At 62.5% G+C, this 15,781-nt stretch carries 13 protein-coding genes, 1 rRNA gene and 1 pseudogene; 7 read left to right on the top strand and 8 right to left on the bottom strand.

What is annotated here, in order from left to right; genetic code table 11:
* The first annotated feature begins 79 nt into the window (after positions 1-79).
* Positions 80-1,129 (top strand): hypothetical protein, encoded by a 1,050-nt coding sequence (locus tag ACF8O8_RS20525; protein ID WP_392510351.1) that lies wholly within the window; start codon positions 80-82, stop codon positions 1,127-1,129.
* Positions 1,130-1,168: 39 nt separating this feature from the next.
* Here ACF8O8_RS20525 and ACF8O8_RS20520 read toward each other — a convergent pair whose 3' ends face one another.
* Positions 1,169-1,597, bottom strand: a complete 429-nt coding sequence (locus tag ACF8O8_RS20520; RefSeq protein WP_010953227.1) for a PACE efflux transporter — start codon at positions 1,595-1,597, stop codon at positions 1,169-1,171.
* Positions 1,598-1,699: 102 nt separating this feature from the next.
* On the opposite strand from ACF8O8_RS20520, the gene ACF8O8_RS20515 reads away from it, so the two are divergent.
* The 3 genes and pseudogenes from ACF8O8_RS20515 to ACF8O8_RS20505 all read left to right on the top strand — a co-directional run bounded on the left by ACF8O8_RS20515 (position 1,700) and on the right by ACF8O8_RS20505 (position 4,607).
* Positions 1,700-2,578 (top strand): LysR family transcriptional regulator, encoded by an 879-nt coding sequence (locus ACF8O8_RS20515; RefSeq protein WP_392510350.1) that lies wholly within the window; start codon positions 1,700-1,702, stop codon positions 2,576-2,578.
* A 97-nt stretch (positions 2,579-2,675) separates the two neighbouring features.
* A pseudogene (mcpA, locus tag ACF8O8_RS20510) lies at positions 2,676-3,752 on the top strand (methyl-accepting chemotaxis protein McpA); the annotation flags it as partial.
* A 114-nt stretch (positions 3,753-3,866) separates the two neighbouring features.
* A complete protein-coding gene (locus ACF8O8_RS20505) occupies positions 3,867-4,607 on the top strand; it encodes a methyl-accepting chemotaxis protein (protein ID WP_370290711.1) in 741 nt (246 codons plus the stop codon).
* A 53-nt stretch (positions 4,608-4,660) separates the two neighbouring features.
* Here ACF8O8_RS20505 and ACF8O8_RS20500 read toward each other — a convergent pair whose 3' ends face one another.
* From ACF8O8_RS20500 to ACF8O8_RS20490, 3 genes are all read right to left on the bottom strand, one after another.
* The gene (locus ACF8O8_RS20500) at positions 4,661-5,725 is read right to left on the bottom strand and encodes a membrane protein (protein ID WP_010953224.1); all 1,065 of its coding nucleotides are present in this window, start codon (positions 5,723-5,725) and stop codon (positions 4,661-4,663) included.
* 112 nt (positions 5,726-5,837) lie between these two features.
* Positions 5,838-6,215, bottom strand: a complete 378-nt coding sequence (locus ACF8O8_RS20495; protein WP_010953223.1) for a RidA family protein — start codon at positions 6,213-6,215, stop codon at positions 5,838-5,840.
* A gap of 12 nt (positions 6,216-6,227) precedes the next feature.
* Positions 6,228-7,364, bottom strand: coding sequence for an FAD-binding oxidoreductase (locus ACF8O8_RS20490; RefSeq protein ID WP_010953222.1), 1,137 nt, complete (start codon positions 7,362-7,364; stop codon positions 6,228-6,230).
* A 114-nt stretch (positions 7,365-7,478) separates the two neighbouring features.
* Here ACF8O8_RS20490 and ACF8O8_RS20485 point away from each other — a divergent pair, with 114 nt between their 5' ends.
* Both ACF8O8_RS20485 and ACF8O8_RS20480 read left to right on the top strand, forming a co-directional pair.
* On the top strand, positions 7,479-8,072 hold the full coding sequence (locus tag ACF8O8_RS20485; RefSeq protein WP_010953221.1) for a helix-turn-helix domain-containing protein: 594 nt from the start codon (positions 7,479-7,481) through the stop codon (positions 8,070-8,072).
* Between the two features lie 124 nt (positions 8,073-8,196).
* The gene (locus tag ACF8O8_RS20480; protein WP_010953220.1) at positions 8,197-8,982 is read left to right on the top strand and encodes a sulfite exporter TauE/SafE family protein; all 786 of its coding nucleotides are present in this window, start codon (positions 8,197-8,199) and stop codon (positions 8,980-8,982) included.
* Between the two features lie 3 nt (positions 8,983-8,985).
* On the opposite strand, the gene ACF8O8_RS20475 is transcribed toward ACF8O8_RS20480, so the two are convergent.
* Together ACF8O8_RS20475 and ACF8O8_RS20470 are read right to left on the bottom strand one after the other, a co-directional pair.
* Entirely contained in the window at positions 8,986-9,525 is a 540-nt protein-coding gene (locus ACF8O8_RS20475) for a histidine phosphatase family protein (protein WP_049587527.1), read from the bottom strand.
* 126 nt (positions 9,526-9,651) lie between these two features.
* Positions 9,652-11,886 (bottom strand): TonB-dependent siderophore receptor, encoded by a 2,235-nt coding sequence (locus ACF8O8_RS20470; RefSeq protein WP_392510349.1) that lies wholly within the window; start codon positions 11,884-11,886, stop codon positions 9,652-9,654.
* Positions 11,887-12,316: 430 nt separating this feature from the next.
* Between ACF8O8_RS20470 and ACF8O8_RS20465 the strand changes: the two genes are divergently transcribed.
* Complete coding sequence (locus ACF8O8_RS20465; RefSeq protein WP_392510348.1) at positions 12,317-13,516, top strand: MFS transporter; 1,200 nt, start codon at positions 12,317-12,319, stop codon at positions 13,514-13,516.
* Between the two features lie 69 nt (positions 13,517-13,585).
* Here the strand turns inward: ACF8O8_RS20465 and ACF8O8_RS20460 are convergent, their stop codons facing one another.
* Together ACF8O8_RS20460 and rrf are read right to left on the bottom strand one after the other, a co-directional pair.
* On the bottom strand, positions 13,586-15,394 hold the full coding sequence (locus ACF8O8_RS20460; protein WP_392510347.1) for an ABC transporter ATP-binding protein/permease: 1,809 nt from the start codon (positions 15,392-15,394) through the stop codon (positions 13,586-13,588).
* A 224-nt stretch (positions 15,395-15,618) separates the two neighbouring features.
* A 5S ribosomal RNA gene (gene rrf, locus ACF8O8_RS20455) occupies positions 15,619-15,734 on the bottom strand.
* Between the last annotated feature and the right edge of the window lie 47 nt (positions 15,735-15,781).

Below are 15,781 nucleotides of genomic sequence, written 5' to 3'. Positions count from 1 at the left end.
CGATGGGCTGCAAAGCAGCCCCAACAACCCCACCCTATACTTCGAGAACCCCCCCAGCCTCTACCAGGGAGGCGGTCGCGTGAGTTCTCGAGTCCTCCTGTTGCTCTGCCTTCTGCTGGCCCTCGGCGGTTGTGCGAGCAAGCGCCCCCCTGCCCCGCCGCCGCCCACAATACTCACCCCCGCGGCCTGGCAACGCATCGACCAGGAACTGATCGATGCCTCGGTCGGTGCCGCCGGCTCGGCCAACGACTATGCCCGGCGCTCCATGCGGGTGTGGAAGGAGCAGGTGCAACAACGCACCGAGCGCGACTTCATCCCCTGGTTCACGGGTTACTGGACCCAGCAGTGGCTGACCCTCAAGGTGGCCTGGTACAAGCTCGACAGTGGCGAGGGTCGGGAACCGGCAGAAAAACGCCTGGCCCTGTACCTGCAGGAGCAGTATCGCGCGCGGGTGATCGAGCCGGTGGCCGAGCAGATCAACCCCGAGGGCATCCGCGACCGCGCCTGCGAACTGTACCTGCAACTGCTCGGCCAGCAACTGCCGGCGATCATTAGCCGGTACAACGCGCCGCCCGAGCAGTTCAGCCAGCGCCTCAACCGTATCCCCGCCATCGCCCTGGGGCCACCGGATGCGCGCAATGCCAGCCTGTATCAGCTGCTGCGGGCCAAGTCACTGGACCAGCAGCCGGCCTGGCAAGCCATGCGCCAGCACTTGCATCAGCAGGCCAGCAAAGGCCCTGGCCGGACCGATGTCGGGCTCAACTCGGTGGCCACCCAGGCCAGCGAAAAGCTTGGCGCCACCCTGGCCCCACGCGGGATCGCCAGTGCCGTGGCATCGGCAGTGGGCAAGGTGGCAGGGGCGATGATTTCGATTGCCGCAGCCGGTTACGGGGTGATGACCCATGACCGTGACCACCCGCAGATGGTCGAACAACTGCGGGTGATCCTGAACGTGGCGTTGAACCAGGAATGGCAGGAGTTGATGGAGAACCGCCAGAGCGGGGCCATGGCGGGGGTCTATTACCTGTCGGGGCAGGTTGAGGACAGCTTGCTGGCCAGTGCGCCGCGGCCGGTGGAGCAGCAGGTCGAGCAGCAGCAGGCGCCTTTGATCATTCGCCTGCCACCTTAGTGGCGGCCTGTGCCGGCGTTTTCGCAGCGCAAGGCTGTATCAAGCTGTGGCAAGGGCAGAGCTTGGCAAGCCAAACACACGATCAAACGCCCAGTTGTAGGCAAAGGTGTAGCACGGCACCAGGATGATGAACGCCATATCCACCAGCAGCGCTTCCAGCAATGTCATGTCCAGCCACCAGGCAATCAGCGGAATCAGGTACACCACCAGGGTCAACTGGAAGCCGATGGCATGCACCACCCGCCGCGCCACGCTGCGCCCACGCTTGGCCTGGCCGCTCTCCCAGTACTCGAACAGGGTGTTGTAGATCAGGTTCCAGAGCATGGCGATGGTGGTGATCATCACCGCCAGCGGCCCGGTATGCGACGCCTGCGTATCTGACAGGTAGGCCAGCCCGAGGGTCGACATGCACAGCCCGATCAGTTCATAGAACGTCACGTAGACCAACTTGCGTTTCAATCCCTGCACCCGGGGTTACCTCCAAAGACAAAAAGCGATGGGGGCGATCATGCTTCAACGCACTTGACAGCAAAAGTCAGCAGCTGTCAGATCAACTGACAGGAGGCTGCCATGAACTTTTCCAGCGACAACATCCAGCTGTTTCTGGCCGTGCTCGACCACGGTTCGTTTTCTGCCGCAGCGCGCGCCCTCAAGCGCGTGCCTTCAGCCGTGAGCATGGCCATTGGCAACCTTGAAGCAGAACTTGGCTACAGCCTGTTCGAACGTGGCCCGCGTGAAGTTCGCCCAACCGCACAGGCCTTGGCCCTGGAGCCACACGCCAGGCTGATTGCCGAACAACTGGGGCTGCTGCAGGTTCATGCTCTGGAGCTGTCCCAAGGGCTGGAGAGCAGCCTGACCCTGGCAGTGGCACCCGACATCGATCACCGCCCGCTGCTGGCGGCCATCGCCAACCTAGGTAAGCGCCACCCATTGCTGGATATTGCCCTGCTCAGCGCCCCGCAGGAAGAAGCCCTGCACTTGCTGGACAGCGGCCGTGCCGACCTCTGCGTAGCCTTTGCCGGCCTGCAGGTCGATGCCCGCCGCGGCTTCCAGCACATCGGCATGGAGTCGCTGGTAGCCACCCTGTCGCCGGCCCACCCGGCCCTGCGTGAGGGGCGTATCCACGACCTCGAGGACCTGACCCAGGTGCGTCAGATTCTGGTGCGCAGCCGCGATCTGCCTCTGGCTGACCCTCGCCCGCTGATCGGCGCCACACACTGGTCCACCGACAGCTTCGACCTGGCGCTGCAGATGGTTGAAGCTGGCTTGGGCTGGGGTGATCTGCCGTTGTCGCGGGTCGCGCCGCTGCTGGCCAGCGGGCGCCTGGTGCGCCTGGAGTTCCGCAATACACACAACGCGCTGCAACTGCCCGTGCATATCCTGTGGCGCAAACAACAGCCGCTGCAGCAGGCTGCACGCCTGCTGATCGAGCAGCTGGCTGATCCGTGACTGCCGTCCGTCGAAACGTCTGTAAGAATTTTCCCTAAGCACTTCAATCTTTTACCCCTCAAGCCGATATCTCGGTCGATAGGCCCCGCACCGCGTCATGAGCGCGCTGCGCCCTCCCCTCATTGGCTCAAGGTCTCGAAACATGAACCTGAAATTTCGCCACAAGATCCTGCTCAGCGCCTGCGGCGTCGTGGTTTTGGCATTTGCCCTGTTCACGCTCTACAACGACTACCTGCAACGCAATACCATCCGCCAGAATATCGAAGCCTCGGTGCAGCAGTCCGGTGCACTGACCGCCAGCAGTGTGCAGAACTGGATGAGCGGGCGCATTCTGGTGCTGGAGAACCTGGCCCAGGACATCGGCCAGCAAGGCGCCGGCGACACCCTGGCAGGGCTGATCGAGCAGCCGTCCTACACGCGTAATTTCCTGTTCACCTACCTGGGCCAGGCCAACGGCGAATTCACCCAGCGCCCGGATGCCCAGATGCCCGCCGGTTACGACCCGCGCCAGCGCCCTTGGTATGGCGCCGCCGCCAACGCCGGGCAGACCGTGCTGACCGCCCCGTACCAGGGTGCAGTCGGTGGCCTGATGGTGACCATCGCCACGCCGGTGAAGAGCAAGCGCAATGGCGAACTGATCGGTGTAGTCGGCGGTGACGTGACCCTCGACACCCTCGTCGAGATCATCAACTCGGTCGACTTCGGCGGCATCGGTCACGCCTTCCTGGCCGACGCCAATGGCCAGGTGATCGTCAGCCCCAATAAAGACCAGGTGATGAAGAACCTCAAGGACATCTACCCAGGCAACAACCTGCGGGTTGCCGCCGGCATGCAGGATGTCACCCTCGACGGCCAGGACCGCATCATCTCGTTCGCCCCGGTGGCCGGCCTGCCTTCGGCGCAGTGGTACATCGGGCTGTCGATCGACAGGGACAAGGCCTATGCCGCGCTCAGCCAGTTCCGCACCTCGGCGATCATTGCCATGCTGATTGCCGTGGCAGCCATCGCCGGCCTGCTCGGCCTGCTGATTCCGGTGCTGATGAGCCCGCTGACCACCATGGGCCGCGCCATGCGCGACATCGCCGAGGGTGAAGGTGATCTTACCCGCCGCCTGGCCGTGCAGAACAAGGACGAGTTCGGCGAACTGGCTACCTCGTTCAACCGCTTTGTCGAGCGTATCCATGCCTCGATCAGCGAAGTGTCCTCGGCCACCCGCCTGGTGCATGATCTTTCGGAAAAAGTGGTCAGTGCGTCCAATGCGTCGATCAGCGGTTCTGAAGAACAGAGCATGCGCACCAACAGCGTCGCTGCGGCCATCAACGAACTGGGCGCCGCCACCCAGGAAATCGCCCGCAATGCCGCAGATGCTTCGCAACATGCCAGCGGTGCCAGCGAACAGGCGCACGGTGGCCGTGAAGTGGTTGAAGAAGCCATCAGCGCCATGACGGCCCTGTCGCAACGAATCAGCGAGTCGTGCGCGCAGATCGAAACGCTCAACGCCAGCACCGACGAAATCGGCAAGATCCTCGACGTGATCAAGGGCATTTCCCAGCAGACCAACCTGCTGGCACTGAACGCCGCCATCGAAGCGGCCCGTGCCGGTGAAGCCGGCCGTGGCTTTGCCGTGGTGGCCGACGAGGTGCGCAACCTGGCGCACCGTACCCAGGAGTCGGCGGAAGAAATCCACCGCATGATCACCAGCCTGCAGGTGGGCTCGCGCGAAGCGGTGCATACCATGAACACCAGCCAGGTTTCCAGCGAGCAGACCGTGCAGGTGGCCAACCAGGCCGGCGAACGCCTGGCCAGCGTCACCCAGCGCATTGGCGAAATCGATGGCATGAACCAGTCGGTGGCGACAGCGACCGAAGAACAGACCGCCGTGGTCGAGAGCCTCAACCTGGACATCACCCAGATCAACGCCCTGAACCAGCAGGGGGTGGAGAACCTCAACGAGACCCTGCGCCATTGCGACCAGCTGGCCCAGCAGGCTGGGCGTTTGAAGCAGTTGGTGGGCAGCTTCAGGATTTAAACGCCGGGTTCAGGCGGCAACGGCCTATGCCTGTTGTCGCCTGTACCAGCCCCTTATGCCGCCACCGCCTTCGCAGCCCTGCCCCGCCGTACCCAGGCCAGCAATACCGCCGTCATCAGCACAAAGCCCAGGTAACCGAAGAACGGGTACACCTCACCCACCAGGCTGATGAACCCCACCAGGCTACAGCCGAGCGCCACCACCCCGGTCACCACCGAGCCCCAGCGGAACTTCGTCGTGCCCGCCGGCAACAGCCGCGAGAGGAAGGAAAACAGCGTGCCCACCGCGGTGTTGACGATCATGCCGAAGATGATCAGGCACATCACCAGCCCCAGCAGTGGTGACACTTCGTTGGCAATCGACAGCATCGGCATCGGCTGGTCGGCCACACTGTCCAGGCGCGACAGCAGCCCGGCACTCATCACCAGCATCAGGCCGCCTAGCGCCGCGCCACCGAGCAGGCCTCCCCACACCGCGGCTTTCTCACCCTTGGCCGAACCGCCCAGAATAGCCAGGATCGGCGCACCCGCGACGATGTTATACGACACATACAAGAACGCACCCAGCAGCCAATGGCGGGTGCCGGCCTGTTGCTGGCTGGCCACCTGATCGAGCGCAGCAAAGCTCTGCTCGCGGGTGATCACGGCATACAGCGCTATCGCCGAAGCCACCAGGATCAGCAAGGGTGTGATGGCGCCAATTGCAAGCATCATCTTGCGCACGTCCAGGCACACGATACCGACCACCACCAGCGTCACCAGCACGCTGCCGGTCAAGGCCGGGATGCCGAACTGCTGCTCCAGCAATGCTCCACCGCCAGCCAGCATGACCACGGTGACGGCGAACATGAAAAAGGTGATCAACCAGTCGACGAACATGCCCAGGTGACGGCCGCAGATGGCCAAAATCACATCCTTGTGCGAGGTGGCCTGCTGACGATTGCCCAGCCCCGCCAGCGCCATGCCGAGAAAGGTGAACAAGGCGGCGCTGACCAGCGCGCCAGCCAAGCCCCACACACCGAAATCGACAAAGAACAACAACAGTTCCCGCCCTGAAGCGAACCCCGCCCCCACGATCACGCCGACAAATGCGCCGGCGATCTTCAGCTGCTCTTGCATGTGAACCTCTGGATTTATTGTTGTTTTGTCATCGCCGTCGCATACCGGTCGTAGGGGCGGCCTTGCAGCCCATCGCGACACAAGGTCGCCTCTACACGGGCTCTTTGCCCGGTCAGGCGTCGCCGACGAACGCCTGCACTTCGATCTCCACATCCACGCCCAGGGCCAACGCCGAGGCCACGGTGGAACGCACCGGTAGCGCCGCGCCGAAGAACGCCTTGTACACCTCGTTGAAGCCGGCGAAATGGCGCATGTCCGACAGCCAGACCGTGACCTTCACCACCTGGTCGAAACGCGCGCCACAGGCCGCCAGGCTTTCGGCGATACGCTCGCAGGCAGCACGGGTCTGGGTCTGGATATCACCGCGCACCACTTCGCCGCCGGCGCTCATCGGCACCTGCCCGGAGAGGAACAGAAAGCCACCGGCCTTTACCGCGCGGGAAAACGGGAACGGCAGGCTGCTGGGGAAACGCTGAATGTCATTGCTCATGGGATGCTCCTTTCAGGGTTGCTGGAAACGGGCCGGGGACAGGCGCTCGGGCGCCACGCCCTGGCTGACAAGGCTGGCACACAACGGCTGGCCCAGCAGCAGGTCGGCGGCCAGGCGCGAGGCGCCCGCTGCCGACTGGATGCCATAGCCCCCCTGGGCCGCCAGCCAGAAAAACGCGGGGGCATGCGCATCGAAACCGATCACCAGGTCGCCGTCGGCAACGAACGAACGCAACCCGGCCCAGGTGTGGCTCGGGCGGCGGATCGCCAGGGTGGTCATGGCTTCAATGTTGTAAATACCCAAGGCCACGTCGAACTCCTCGGGCGCGGCATCCTGGGGCTCAACCGGGTCGGCATTGGCTGGCGACCCCAACAGTTGGCCGGCATCAGGCTTGAAGTAGAAGCTTTCATCGACACCAATCACCGCAGGCCAGCGAGTAAAGTCCTGCTCTGCCGGACCAGGGAAGGTGAAGGCGCTACGACGGCACGGTTGCAAACCGATGCGCGCCACCCCGCACTGCTCGGCCACACGGTCCGCCCAGGCACCTGCAGCATTGACCAGACATCGGGCCTGCAGGCGGCTGCCATCAGCCAACTCCACCTGCCACACGTCGTCCAGGTAGCAGGCCTGGATCAGCTCGGCGTTGCAGCGCAGTTCACCGCCGGCAGTGCGATAACCACGCAAGAAGCCTTGGTGCAAGGCATGTACGTCAAGGTCCATCGCACCTGGCTCAAGCACCGCGCCGGCCAGGGTTTCGCCACGCAGGCTGGGTATCAGTGCCAAGGCCGCGTCCCGGTCCAGCAGGGTGACTTCTGTGCCATTGGCCAGGTTCTGCGCGAAAGTTTGCTCAAGCAGTTCCCGCTGCTCCAGGCTGGCCACATACAGACAGCCTCGCGGCTCCAGCAGCGGGTGCTCGCAGAAGCCCTGCGGTGGCGCTTCGTAAAAGGCCCGGCTGGCGCGGGTCAGTGCCTGGATCTGTGGGGTGCCGTAAGCCTCCATGAACATGGCCGCCGAACGCCCGGTGGAATGGTAGCCAGGCTGCGATTCACGCTCGACCAGCAGCACACGCTGCTGGCCGGCCAGGCGGTAGCCCAGCGAGGCGCCGGCGATGCCAGCACCGATGATCAGGGTGTCGTAGGTCGGGGTCATGCACGCTCCTGCCAGGCAATTATCATTTATGAGAATTCTAATATATGAGAATTTAGAAATGCGCAAGGGTCCAAGGTAAGATGCCCGACCACCGCCGCATGCCGAGATCCCTGAATGCCCGCAGCTCTTCCCCAGCTTGACCGTGCCGTCGTCGGCCAGCGCCTGCGCCAGGTGCGCAAGGCGCGCCAGATGACCCTCAAGCAATTGTCCGAAGCCAGTGGCGTGCCGCTGTCCACGTTGTCGAAGATGGAACTGGCACAGGTGTCGGTCAGCTATGAAAAACTGGCCGCTGCTGCGCGGGCGCTGAATGTCGATATTGCCCAGCTGTTCCGCGCCAGCGGCACGGTCAGTGCCCCGGTGCCGGTGACCGTGGTGGTCGACTCACTGCCCGCAGCGGCGGGTTATTCGACCGGCACCTACGACTATTATCCGATTGCCGGGGATTTCCCCGCACGACGCATGACACCGGCCTATGCCCGCATCATTGCCCGGGAACGCGGCCAGTTCGACGATTTTATCCGCCACCCCGGGCAAGAGTTCGCGCTGGTGCTGAGCGGGCGCGTGCGCATCGAGTTCGAGACCGGAGAAGCGGTCAGCATCGGGCCGCAGGAGACTGCGTATTTCGACAGCCAGGTGGGGCACATCTACCTGTCGGAAAGCGATGACGGTGGTGATGCCCATGTCATGGTAGTGATGACCGATCGTTGATCCGCTGCGCCTGCCGAGGCAAGCCTGGTTATAACCTAATAACGAACAAGTCTATTTGGCTATAAAAAAATCTATATGCTGACTGGCATCCGATAACGGGCAAAGTTGGGCAGTCGAGTAGCGTATGGATGTAGGTTCTTTCGGTTTCACCATTGCTGGCCTGGTCGTGGGCTTCATCGTCGGTATGACCGGCGTCGGTGGCGGCTCGCTGATGACCCCGATCCTTTTGTGGTTTGGCATCCACCCGGCGACCGCTGTCGGCACCGACCTGCTGTATGCAGCGATCACCAAGGCCAGTGGCGTCTGGGTGCATGCGCGCAACAAGAACATCGACTGGAAGATCACCGGCCTGCTCAGCCTGGGCAGCGTGCCCGCAGCGGCGCTGACCCTGTGGTTCCTCAGCACCCTGCACACCGATACCTCGGCGCTCAACGCCATCATCAAGCAAGGCCTGGCGGTGGTGCTGATCCTGACCGCCCTGGCCATCCTGTTCAAATCGCGCCTGCAGGCCTTCGCCAGCCGCCATGCCGGTGATCACTATCACCTCAGCGACCGCAGCCTGAACATCCTCACAGTGCTGACCGGCGTGGTGCTTGGAATAATGGTCACCCTCACCTCCATCGGTGCTGGCGCCCTGGGTACGGTGGCGCTGTTCCTGCTGTACCCGTTCCTGGTCACCCGTCGCCTGGTCGGTACCGAAATTGCCCACGCCGTGCCACTGACCTTGGTAGCGGGCCTGGGCCACGCGGGCATGGGCAACATGGATTGGTCGCTGCTGGGCTACCTGCTGCTGGGCTCGCTGCCAGGCATCTACCTGGGTAGCCACCTCACCGGGCGGATCTCCGACCGCGTGCTGCGCCCTTGCCTGGCAACGATGCTGCTGCTGATCGGTTACAAGCTGGCGTTCTGAGCCTTAGCCCAGGCGCAACCGCCACTGCCCGGTAAAGCTCAATTGCAGACGTGACAGCGGCAGCACGTCGATACGCTGCCCGGCACTCATCGGACACCCAAGCACCTGTACCAGCATGGCGCGCATGACCATCGGGTGGGTCACCGCCAGCCAGTCACCCGGCCTGTCGAAGGCCGCCAGCCAGGCGGCCTGGCGCTGGCATAGCGCAGCGAACGACTCACCACCATGCACGGCACTGGCCGGATCCTGCAGCCATTCGGCCAACGCCTGCGGTTGCTCGGCTTGTAGTTGCTTCAACGACACACCTTGCCAACGCCCAAGGTCGCAATCGGCCAAACCTGGCTCGATCTGTACTGCCCCCGTTAACCACGCTGCCGTCTCGCAAGCCCGCCGCTCTGGCGCACTCAGCAGTTGCACGCCTGAACGGTCGGCGTCTGACTGATGGGCTAGCGGCAGGATGCCGTCATCCGTATGGTGCAGGCGCCCGTTCTTCTGGGCCTGGGTCAGGGCATGGCAGATCAGGGTCAGGCGGATGGCTTTCACCAGGCATTTCTCGCAGCGGGCTGGGGTGCATGGTTTAGCACGCTGCGAGACGTTTGGCTGCAAGAATGTCGTCGGCCATTCGCGACCCGATTGAACCGCGATTGGGCCGCAGGGCGGCCCTTGGGATCAGAAGTTGATATTCAGCGCAGCAAACACCGCCCTGCCCGGCTGGTTATACGTGTTTGCCCCCGAGCTGCTGGCGTTGCCGCCGCGCAGGATCTGCTTGTCGAAAACGTTGTTCACGCCTACCCGCACGTCGTAGTTGGCATTGAACTTGTACCCGGCACTCACGTCCACCAGGCCATAGGCCTCGACGTCCTGCTGGGCGGTCTTGTCGTAGTCCTGCTGGGTGCGGTAGTCGTAGGTCGGCGATTTCTGCTTGCCGAAGTATGTACCCGCCAGCTGGAATGACAGTTGCTCGGTGGCGCGCCAGTCGAGGCTGGTGTTGACGGTGTATTCCGGGATCACCGACAGCGGCTCGCCCGTTTCGCGATTATCGTTATCGAGCATCCAGGTCAGGTTGGTGTTCCAGTCCAGGTTCGGGGCCAACTCGATGAAGAAGTTGCCTTCGACACCTTCCACCCGCGCCTTGCCGGCGTTGTCCCACTGCGTCACGCGGCTGCCGGTACCAATGGTGTAAAGCACATCGGTATCACCGATGATCTTGTTCTTGTAGTCGTTGCGGAAGTAGGTGGCACTGGTGCGCCAGGTACCACGGTCGTACAGCAGGCCGATTTCCTTGTTGACGCTGATCTCGGGCTTGAGGTCGGCGTTGCCCTGCAGGTAACAGCCACCATTGTTGGTCTGTTGCACGCTGCAGCCATTACCGCGGCTGTACAGCAGGTAGTTGGGGTTGGACTGGTACAGGTTCGGAACCTTGTAGGCACGGGCGATGCCGCCTTTTACCGACAGTGCTTCGGTGAGCTTGTGCGACAGGTTCAGGCTGGGGCTGAAGTTGTCGCCGAAGGTTTCGTGGTGGTCGAAACGCAGGCCCGGCGTAAGGGTGGTGTCGCCAACGATGATGTTGTCTTCGACAAACAGCGCATAGCTGCGTGCGGTCATCTTCGAGCTGCTGCGATCGAAGTCGACAAGACCGTCATTGTTGGTGGGGTCGGAGCTTTGCGGGCGCAACGAACCTTGGTCGTTGAGGGTTTCGTACAGGTACTCGCCGCCCAAGGTAAGCACATGGTCTGTGCTGCCCATGGCGAACGGCAGGTTCACCTCACTGCTCAGGCGTGTGTTGCGTAAACGTGACATGGCTCCCCCTTCGTTGCTTGGGGCACCTTCGGTGCGGCCAGCCAAGCCCTCGTTAAGCCGCCAGTTGCGTACGTATTCGTAGGCCAGCGTGGTCTTGCTGGTACCCCAGGTGAAATCACCGAGGTGGGTCAGGTCATAAGTACTGCGCTGCATCACGTTGGTTTCGTGGCCGTAGAGGCTGGAGACGAAGTCGACATCTCCGCCGCCGTTGCTGTTCATGGTGTCGCCGGCAAAAATGTTGCCCTGACGGCTGTAGCCGGCACTGGCTTCGAGGCGGTGCTCGTCGTTCAGTTTCCAGCTCAGCAGGCCGTTGATGTCCTTGTTGCGAACGCCTTCCCGCCCCGCTACCAGGGCGCTGGTGGCATGCCCGGCGTTGATGTCCAGATCGTCGGCGTCAGTCTTGGCCAGGCCGCCGTACAGGCGCAAACCCAGGTTATCGGTCAGGCCGCCACCGAGGTTGAAGTTGGCTCGGCGGCTGGCGCCCTCTGCGCTGTCTTCCGGCAGCTGCGTGTACAGGCTGACGCTGCCTTTCAGCTCGTCGGAAGGGCGCTTGGTGATGATGTTGACCACCCCGCCCATGGCGCCAGAGCCATAGCGTGCGGCGGCCGGGCCACGCAGGATTTCGATGCGCTCGACCGCTTCGGCCGGCACCCAGTTGGTTTCACCCCGAGTATCACGGTCACCGTTCCAGCCATAGCGTACGGCGTTGCGCGCGCTGGATGGCTTGCCGTCGATGAGGATCAAGGTGTTTTCCGGGCCCATGCCGCGCAGGTCGATCTGCCGGTTGTTTCCGCGTGCCCCACTGGCACTGTTGCCGGTCAGGTTAACCCCGGGCTCGCGGCGGATGATGTCGGACAGGTCATTGGCCGGCGGGTGGCGCTTGATGTCTTCGGCCGTGATGATCGACGTGCCCAGGGCCTGTCGCGCCTCGCGCTCGGCGGTGATCAGGGTGTCCTGGATCACCAGAGCGTTGTCGGCGACGGGCACTTCCAGGACCTCACCCGCACGCCGCTCCTCGGACTCTGCCGCGGTCGCCAGCATGGACGGCGACGCCAGCGCAACGAACGCCAGGGCCAGGCTGTTGGGTGAAGTTCTGCACTGCATGGGTACATCTCCTGCGATTCATGAGCGAAAAGGCACATCCTTGTCGGAAACCGGGAGCCCTCGCCCACCGGCCCCGCACTCAGTTTGGCGGCCAACAGGGGTGGTAAATATAGAGAATCGCAAATGCGAGTAAATCTTATTTACGAAGTTTACATGTTTGTTACTGAACTTTGCTGAACCGTGATCTTTGCCACAGCGAAGCTTGTGAGCCACGCCGGACTGCCCCCTAAATTTGATAAGCCTTCGCGGTCGCCTGTAGGAGCGGGTTTACCCGCGAAACGGGCGAAGACACTCTCTGACGGAATAACCACCCCTGCATTTATGGAAAGTTTCGTCATCTCCACAGGCTGTTGCTGCTATCCACCTATTCAGTTTGCATCCTGTGTGCAGGCATCTACAGTTTCGACGTACAACGCTGCGGAGAGACCAGATGCGTGGCGATGACAACAGCTGCGCGAACACTGCCAAAAGCCCGCCGAAGATGCCCCGCAGTATCTGGGCGCTGGGCTTCGTGTCGATGTTGATGGACATTTCCTCGGAGATGATCCACGCCCTACTGCCCCTGTACATGGTCAGTGTGCTCGGCGCTTCGGTGATAGCGGTGGGGCTTGTCGAAGGAATCGCCGAGTCGACCGCATCGTTCACCAAGGTGTTCTCTGGTGCCCTCAGCGACCGACTGGGTAAACGCAAGCTGCTGACAGTCCTCGGCTACGGCCTCAGTGCGCTGATGAAGCCGGTATTTCCCATGGCTCCCGGACTTGAGTGGCTGACTGCGGCACGCTTCGTCGACCGCGTCGGCAAGGGTATTCGGGGGGGCCCACGCGATGCGCTGGTGGCCGATGTTACGCCGGTCGAGCTGCGCGGCGCGGCGTTCGGCCTGCGTCAGGCGCTCGATACCGTAGGCGCTATCCTCGGGCCATTGCTGGCGATCGTATTGATGTGGTTGACAGCGAGCCATTTCCAGACCGTGTTCTGGGTAGCTGTTATCCCGGCGTTCGTGGCGGTGTATATCCTGATTGCCTTCGTTCACGAACCTGCGGCCCCAGCGATGGGGCATCCGGTGCGCTCACAGTTGGCACTGCACGAGCTGCGGCGCCTCGGGCCGGTCTATTGGCGCCTGATCGGTCTGGCCACGTTGTTCACCCTCGCCCGTTTCAGCGAGGCGTTCTTGCTGCTGCGGGCTCAGAACATAGGCCTGACACCGCTGTGGGCGCCGGCGGTACTGGTATTGATGGCGATGGCCTACTCACTGTCGGCCTACCCTGCCGGCGTGTTGTCGGACCGAGTGGGGCGCCGTGGCGTGCTGATGGGCGGGCTAGGCCTGCTGATCACTGCCGACCTGCTGCTGGCCCTTTTGCCAGGATGGGTCGGGCTTGCCTTTGGGGTAACGGCCTGGGGCCTGCACCTGGGCTTCAGCCAGGGCATCTTCTCTGCCATGATCGCCGACAGCGCCCCCGCCAACTTGCGCGGTACCGCCTTCGGCCTGTTCAACCTGCTGACCGGTGCGGCGCTGCTGATAGCCAGCGTGGTAGCCGGATTGCTGTGGGAGCGTGCAGGGTTCCAGGCCACCTTCCTGGTGGGTGCAGGGTTTGCCGTCACCACCCTTGCAGGGCTGACGCTGCTGCGCTGAACCTGGCTAGCCTGGCGGTTCACGGCTGCTGATCGCGATGCTGGATGGCGATCTCCCCCTCAAGCCGAACTAGGCCAGCGCAACCTCCTGCTCCAGCAACGACCAACCGCCATGCCCATCCACCTCAAGCCGGTGAGTATGGAACGCTGCCAGCGTGCTGCGGTGGCCGACACTGACCAGCAATGCACTCGGCATTTCCGAACGCAACAACGCATACAGGGCATGCTCGAGCCCTTCATCCATTGCCGAGGTGGACTCGTCGAGGAACACCACCTGTGGCCGGTTGAACAGCACCCGGGCGAACGCCAGACGCTGCTGCTCGCCCACCGAGAGGATGTGTGACCAGTCACAGCTGACGTCCAGCCGCTCGGCGAGATGGGCCAGGTTGACCTGGCGCAATGCCTGCTGCATGAGCAGTTCATCCTTGGGGTTGCTGGCTGCCGGGTAGGCAATGACGGTACGCAAGTCACCCAGCGGCAGGTACGGGCGTTGCGACAGGAACAGTGCCTGATGGCCCGTTGGCCGCCTGACCTTGCCTTCGGCATACGGCCAAAGGCCCGCCAGGGCACGCAGCAGCGTGGTTTTACCACTGCCCGATGGCCCTTTGATCAACAACGCCTGGCCGGCATGCAGGCTCAGGTCCAGGTCGGCGATAAGGGCATGTCCGTCCGGGCGCAGCACCTGCAATCCCGTGATCTGCAGCGCATGCGCCTGGTCTTCGGTGGTGACGCGCGGCAACGCACTTGCCTGCTGGTTGGCATCGAGAAAGCCGGTGAGACGGTCAAGGGTCGCGCGGTACTGCGCGAACGCATCGTACGACTCACGGAAGAACGACAGAGAATCCTGCACCTGCCCAAAGGCCTGGGAAGTTTGCATGACGTCGCCCAGCTTGATCGCCCCACTGAAGAAGCGCGGCGCCTGAAGAATGAACGGAAACACAACAGCAACCTGACTGACACCCAAGTTGAAGCCACTGAACTTCAGGTTCCGGTACACCAGTGCCCAGACATTCACGATCAAGGCAGCAAAACGGCCGAGCAACGTGCCCCGCTCGACTTGCGCACCTTGGTAGAAGGCGATGTTCTCAGCGTTCTCACGCAGGCGCATCAACGCGTAACGGAAGTTGGCGGTGAGTTTCTCGTTGAGGAAGTTAAGCCGGATCAGTGGGCGCCCGAGGCGGAAGGCGACCCAGGTGGCGATGATGACATACAGGTAAACGGCAAATACCATCGCTCGAGGGATCTCCACGCCGGCCACCGTCAACGGTGCTGACAGCCCCCAGAGGATGCCGGTGAACGCCACCAGTGAAACCAGCGCACTGACTGCGCCCAGGGCAAGGCTGACTGAGTTGGTGACGAAAGCGTTAACGTCCAGTTCGATACGCTGGTCAGGGTTGTCCACTGGCTCGGCAAGGAACTGGCCACGGTAATAGGCATCGCCCTGCATCCAGTCGTGGGTCAGGCGCTCGGTCAGCCAGACCCGCCACTTGATACTGAATGCCTGGCTGACATAGAAGGTGAACAGCGAGCGCAGCACATGGATGGTGGCCAGTACCGCGAAGACGCCGAGCAGGTACCAGAACGCCGCCTGGTCAAGGCCCTGCAAGGCGCTGTAGAAGCCGTTGTACCAAAACGAAAACAGCACGTTCAGGCGAACCGAAAACAGCGTCAGGACCAGCAGCAGGGCAAACACCAGCAACGGCCGCCAACTGCGCCTGAAACTGAAATAGGGCCCGGCAAGCTGCCAGAACTGGCTGCCCCAGCGTGTAAAACGCACGGCCAGAGTTGCGGCTGCAGTGAAGCTGACAAGGGTGATGAACGAGGCGATTGCCAGCCAGCTTAGGCTCTCTTGCAGGGCCTGATGCCAGTTCATTTCCATGGTAAGTATCCGTGCTGAGTATTTCCGCGAGCGTAGCATTACGCTGTCATTCGTCAGGTATAAATGACGCACATTTCATGATTTGTAGGAGCGGGTTTACCCGCGAACACCGGCAACGCCGGTGCCATCTCCGCTCCCGCAGTGATTCGAGCAGTTCCAGTTTTTTTGCCCACCAAAGACAAAACCCCTACCTGCATGCGCAGATAGGGGTTTTGCGAAATGAATCTTGACGATGACCTACTCTCACATGGGGAAACCCCACACTACCATCGGCGATGCATCGTTTCACTACTGAGTTCGGGATGGGATCAGGTGGTTCCAATGCTCTATGGTCGTCAAGAAATTCTGTTGCCAGAATGTCCAGATGGACAGCCCAGCGAATTCGGA

This window comes from Pseudomonas sp. TYF_14, assembly GCF_043105275.1.
GTDB lineage: Bacteria > Pseudomonadota > Gammaproteobacteria > Pseudomonadales > Pseudomonadaceae > Aquipseudomonas > Aquipseudomonas alloputida.
Note: the sequence above shows the minus strand (reverse complement) of the source record. Positions and strands in the feature narration are given on the sequence as shown.

Coding starts and splice junctions, on each gene's coding strand:
- ACF8O8_RS20515 (WP_392510350.1), top strand. CDS start 1,700: ATGAACTTTTCCAGCGACAACATCCAGCTGTTTCTGGCCGTGCTCGAC.
- ACF8O8_RS20485 (WP_010953221.1), top strand. CDS start 7,479: ATGCCCGCAGCTCTTCCCCAGCTTGACCGTGCCGTCGTCGGCCAGCGC.
- ACF8O8_RS20490 (WP_010953222.1), bottom strand. CDS start 7,364: ATGACCCCGACCTACGACACCCTGATCATCGGTGCTGGCATCGCCGGC.
- ACF8O8_RS20500 (WP_010953224.1), bottom strand. CDS start 5,725: ATGCAAGAGCAGCTGAAGATCGCCGGCGCATTTGTCGGCGTGATCGTG.
- ACF8O8_RS20480 (WP_010953220.1), top strand. CDS start 8,197: ATGGATGTAGGTTCTTTCGGTTTCACCATTGCTGGCCTGGTCGTGGGC.
- ACF8O8_RS20465 (WP_392510348.1), top strand. CDS start 12,317: ATGCGTGGCGATGACAACAGCTGCGCGAACACTGCCAAAAGCCCGCCG.
- ACF8O8_RS20470 (WP_392510349.1), bottom strand. CDS start 11,886: ATGCAGTGCAGAACTTCACCCAACAGCCTGGCCCTGGCGTTCGTTGCG.
- ACF8O8_RS20505 (WP_370290711.1), top strand. CDS start 3,867: ATGCGCACCAACAGCGTCGCTGCGGCCATCAACGAACTGGGCGCCGCC.
- ACF8O8_RS20495 (WP_010953223.1), bottom strand. CDS start 6,215: ATGAGCAATGACATTCAGCGTTTCCCCAGCAGCCTGCCGTTCCCGTTT.
- ACF8O8_RS20460 (WP_392510347.1), bottom strand. CDS start 15,394: ATGGAAATGAACTGGCATCAGGCCCTGCAAGAGAGCCTAAGCTGGCTG.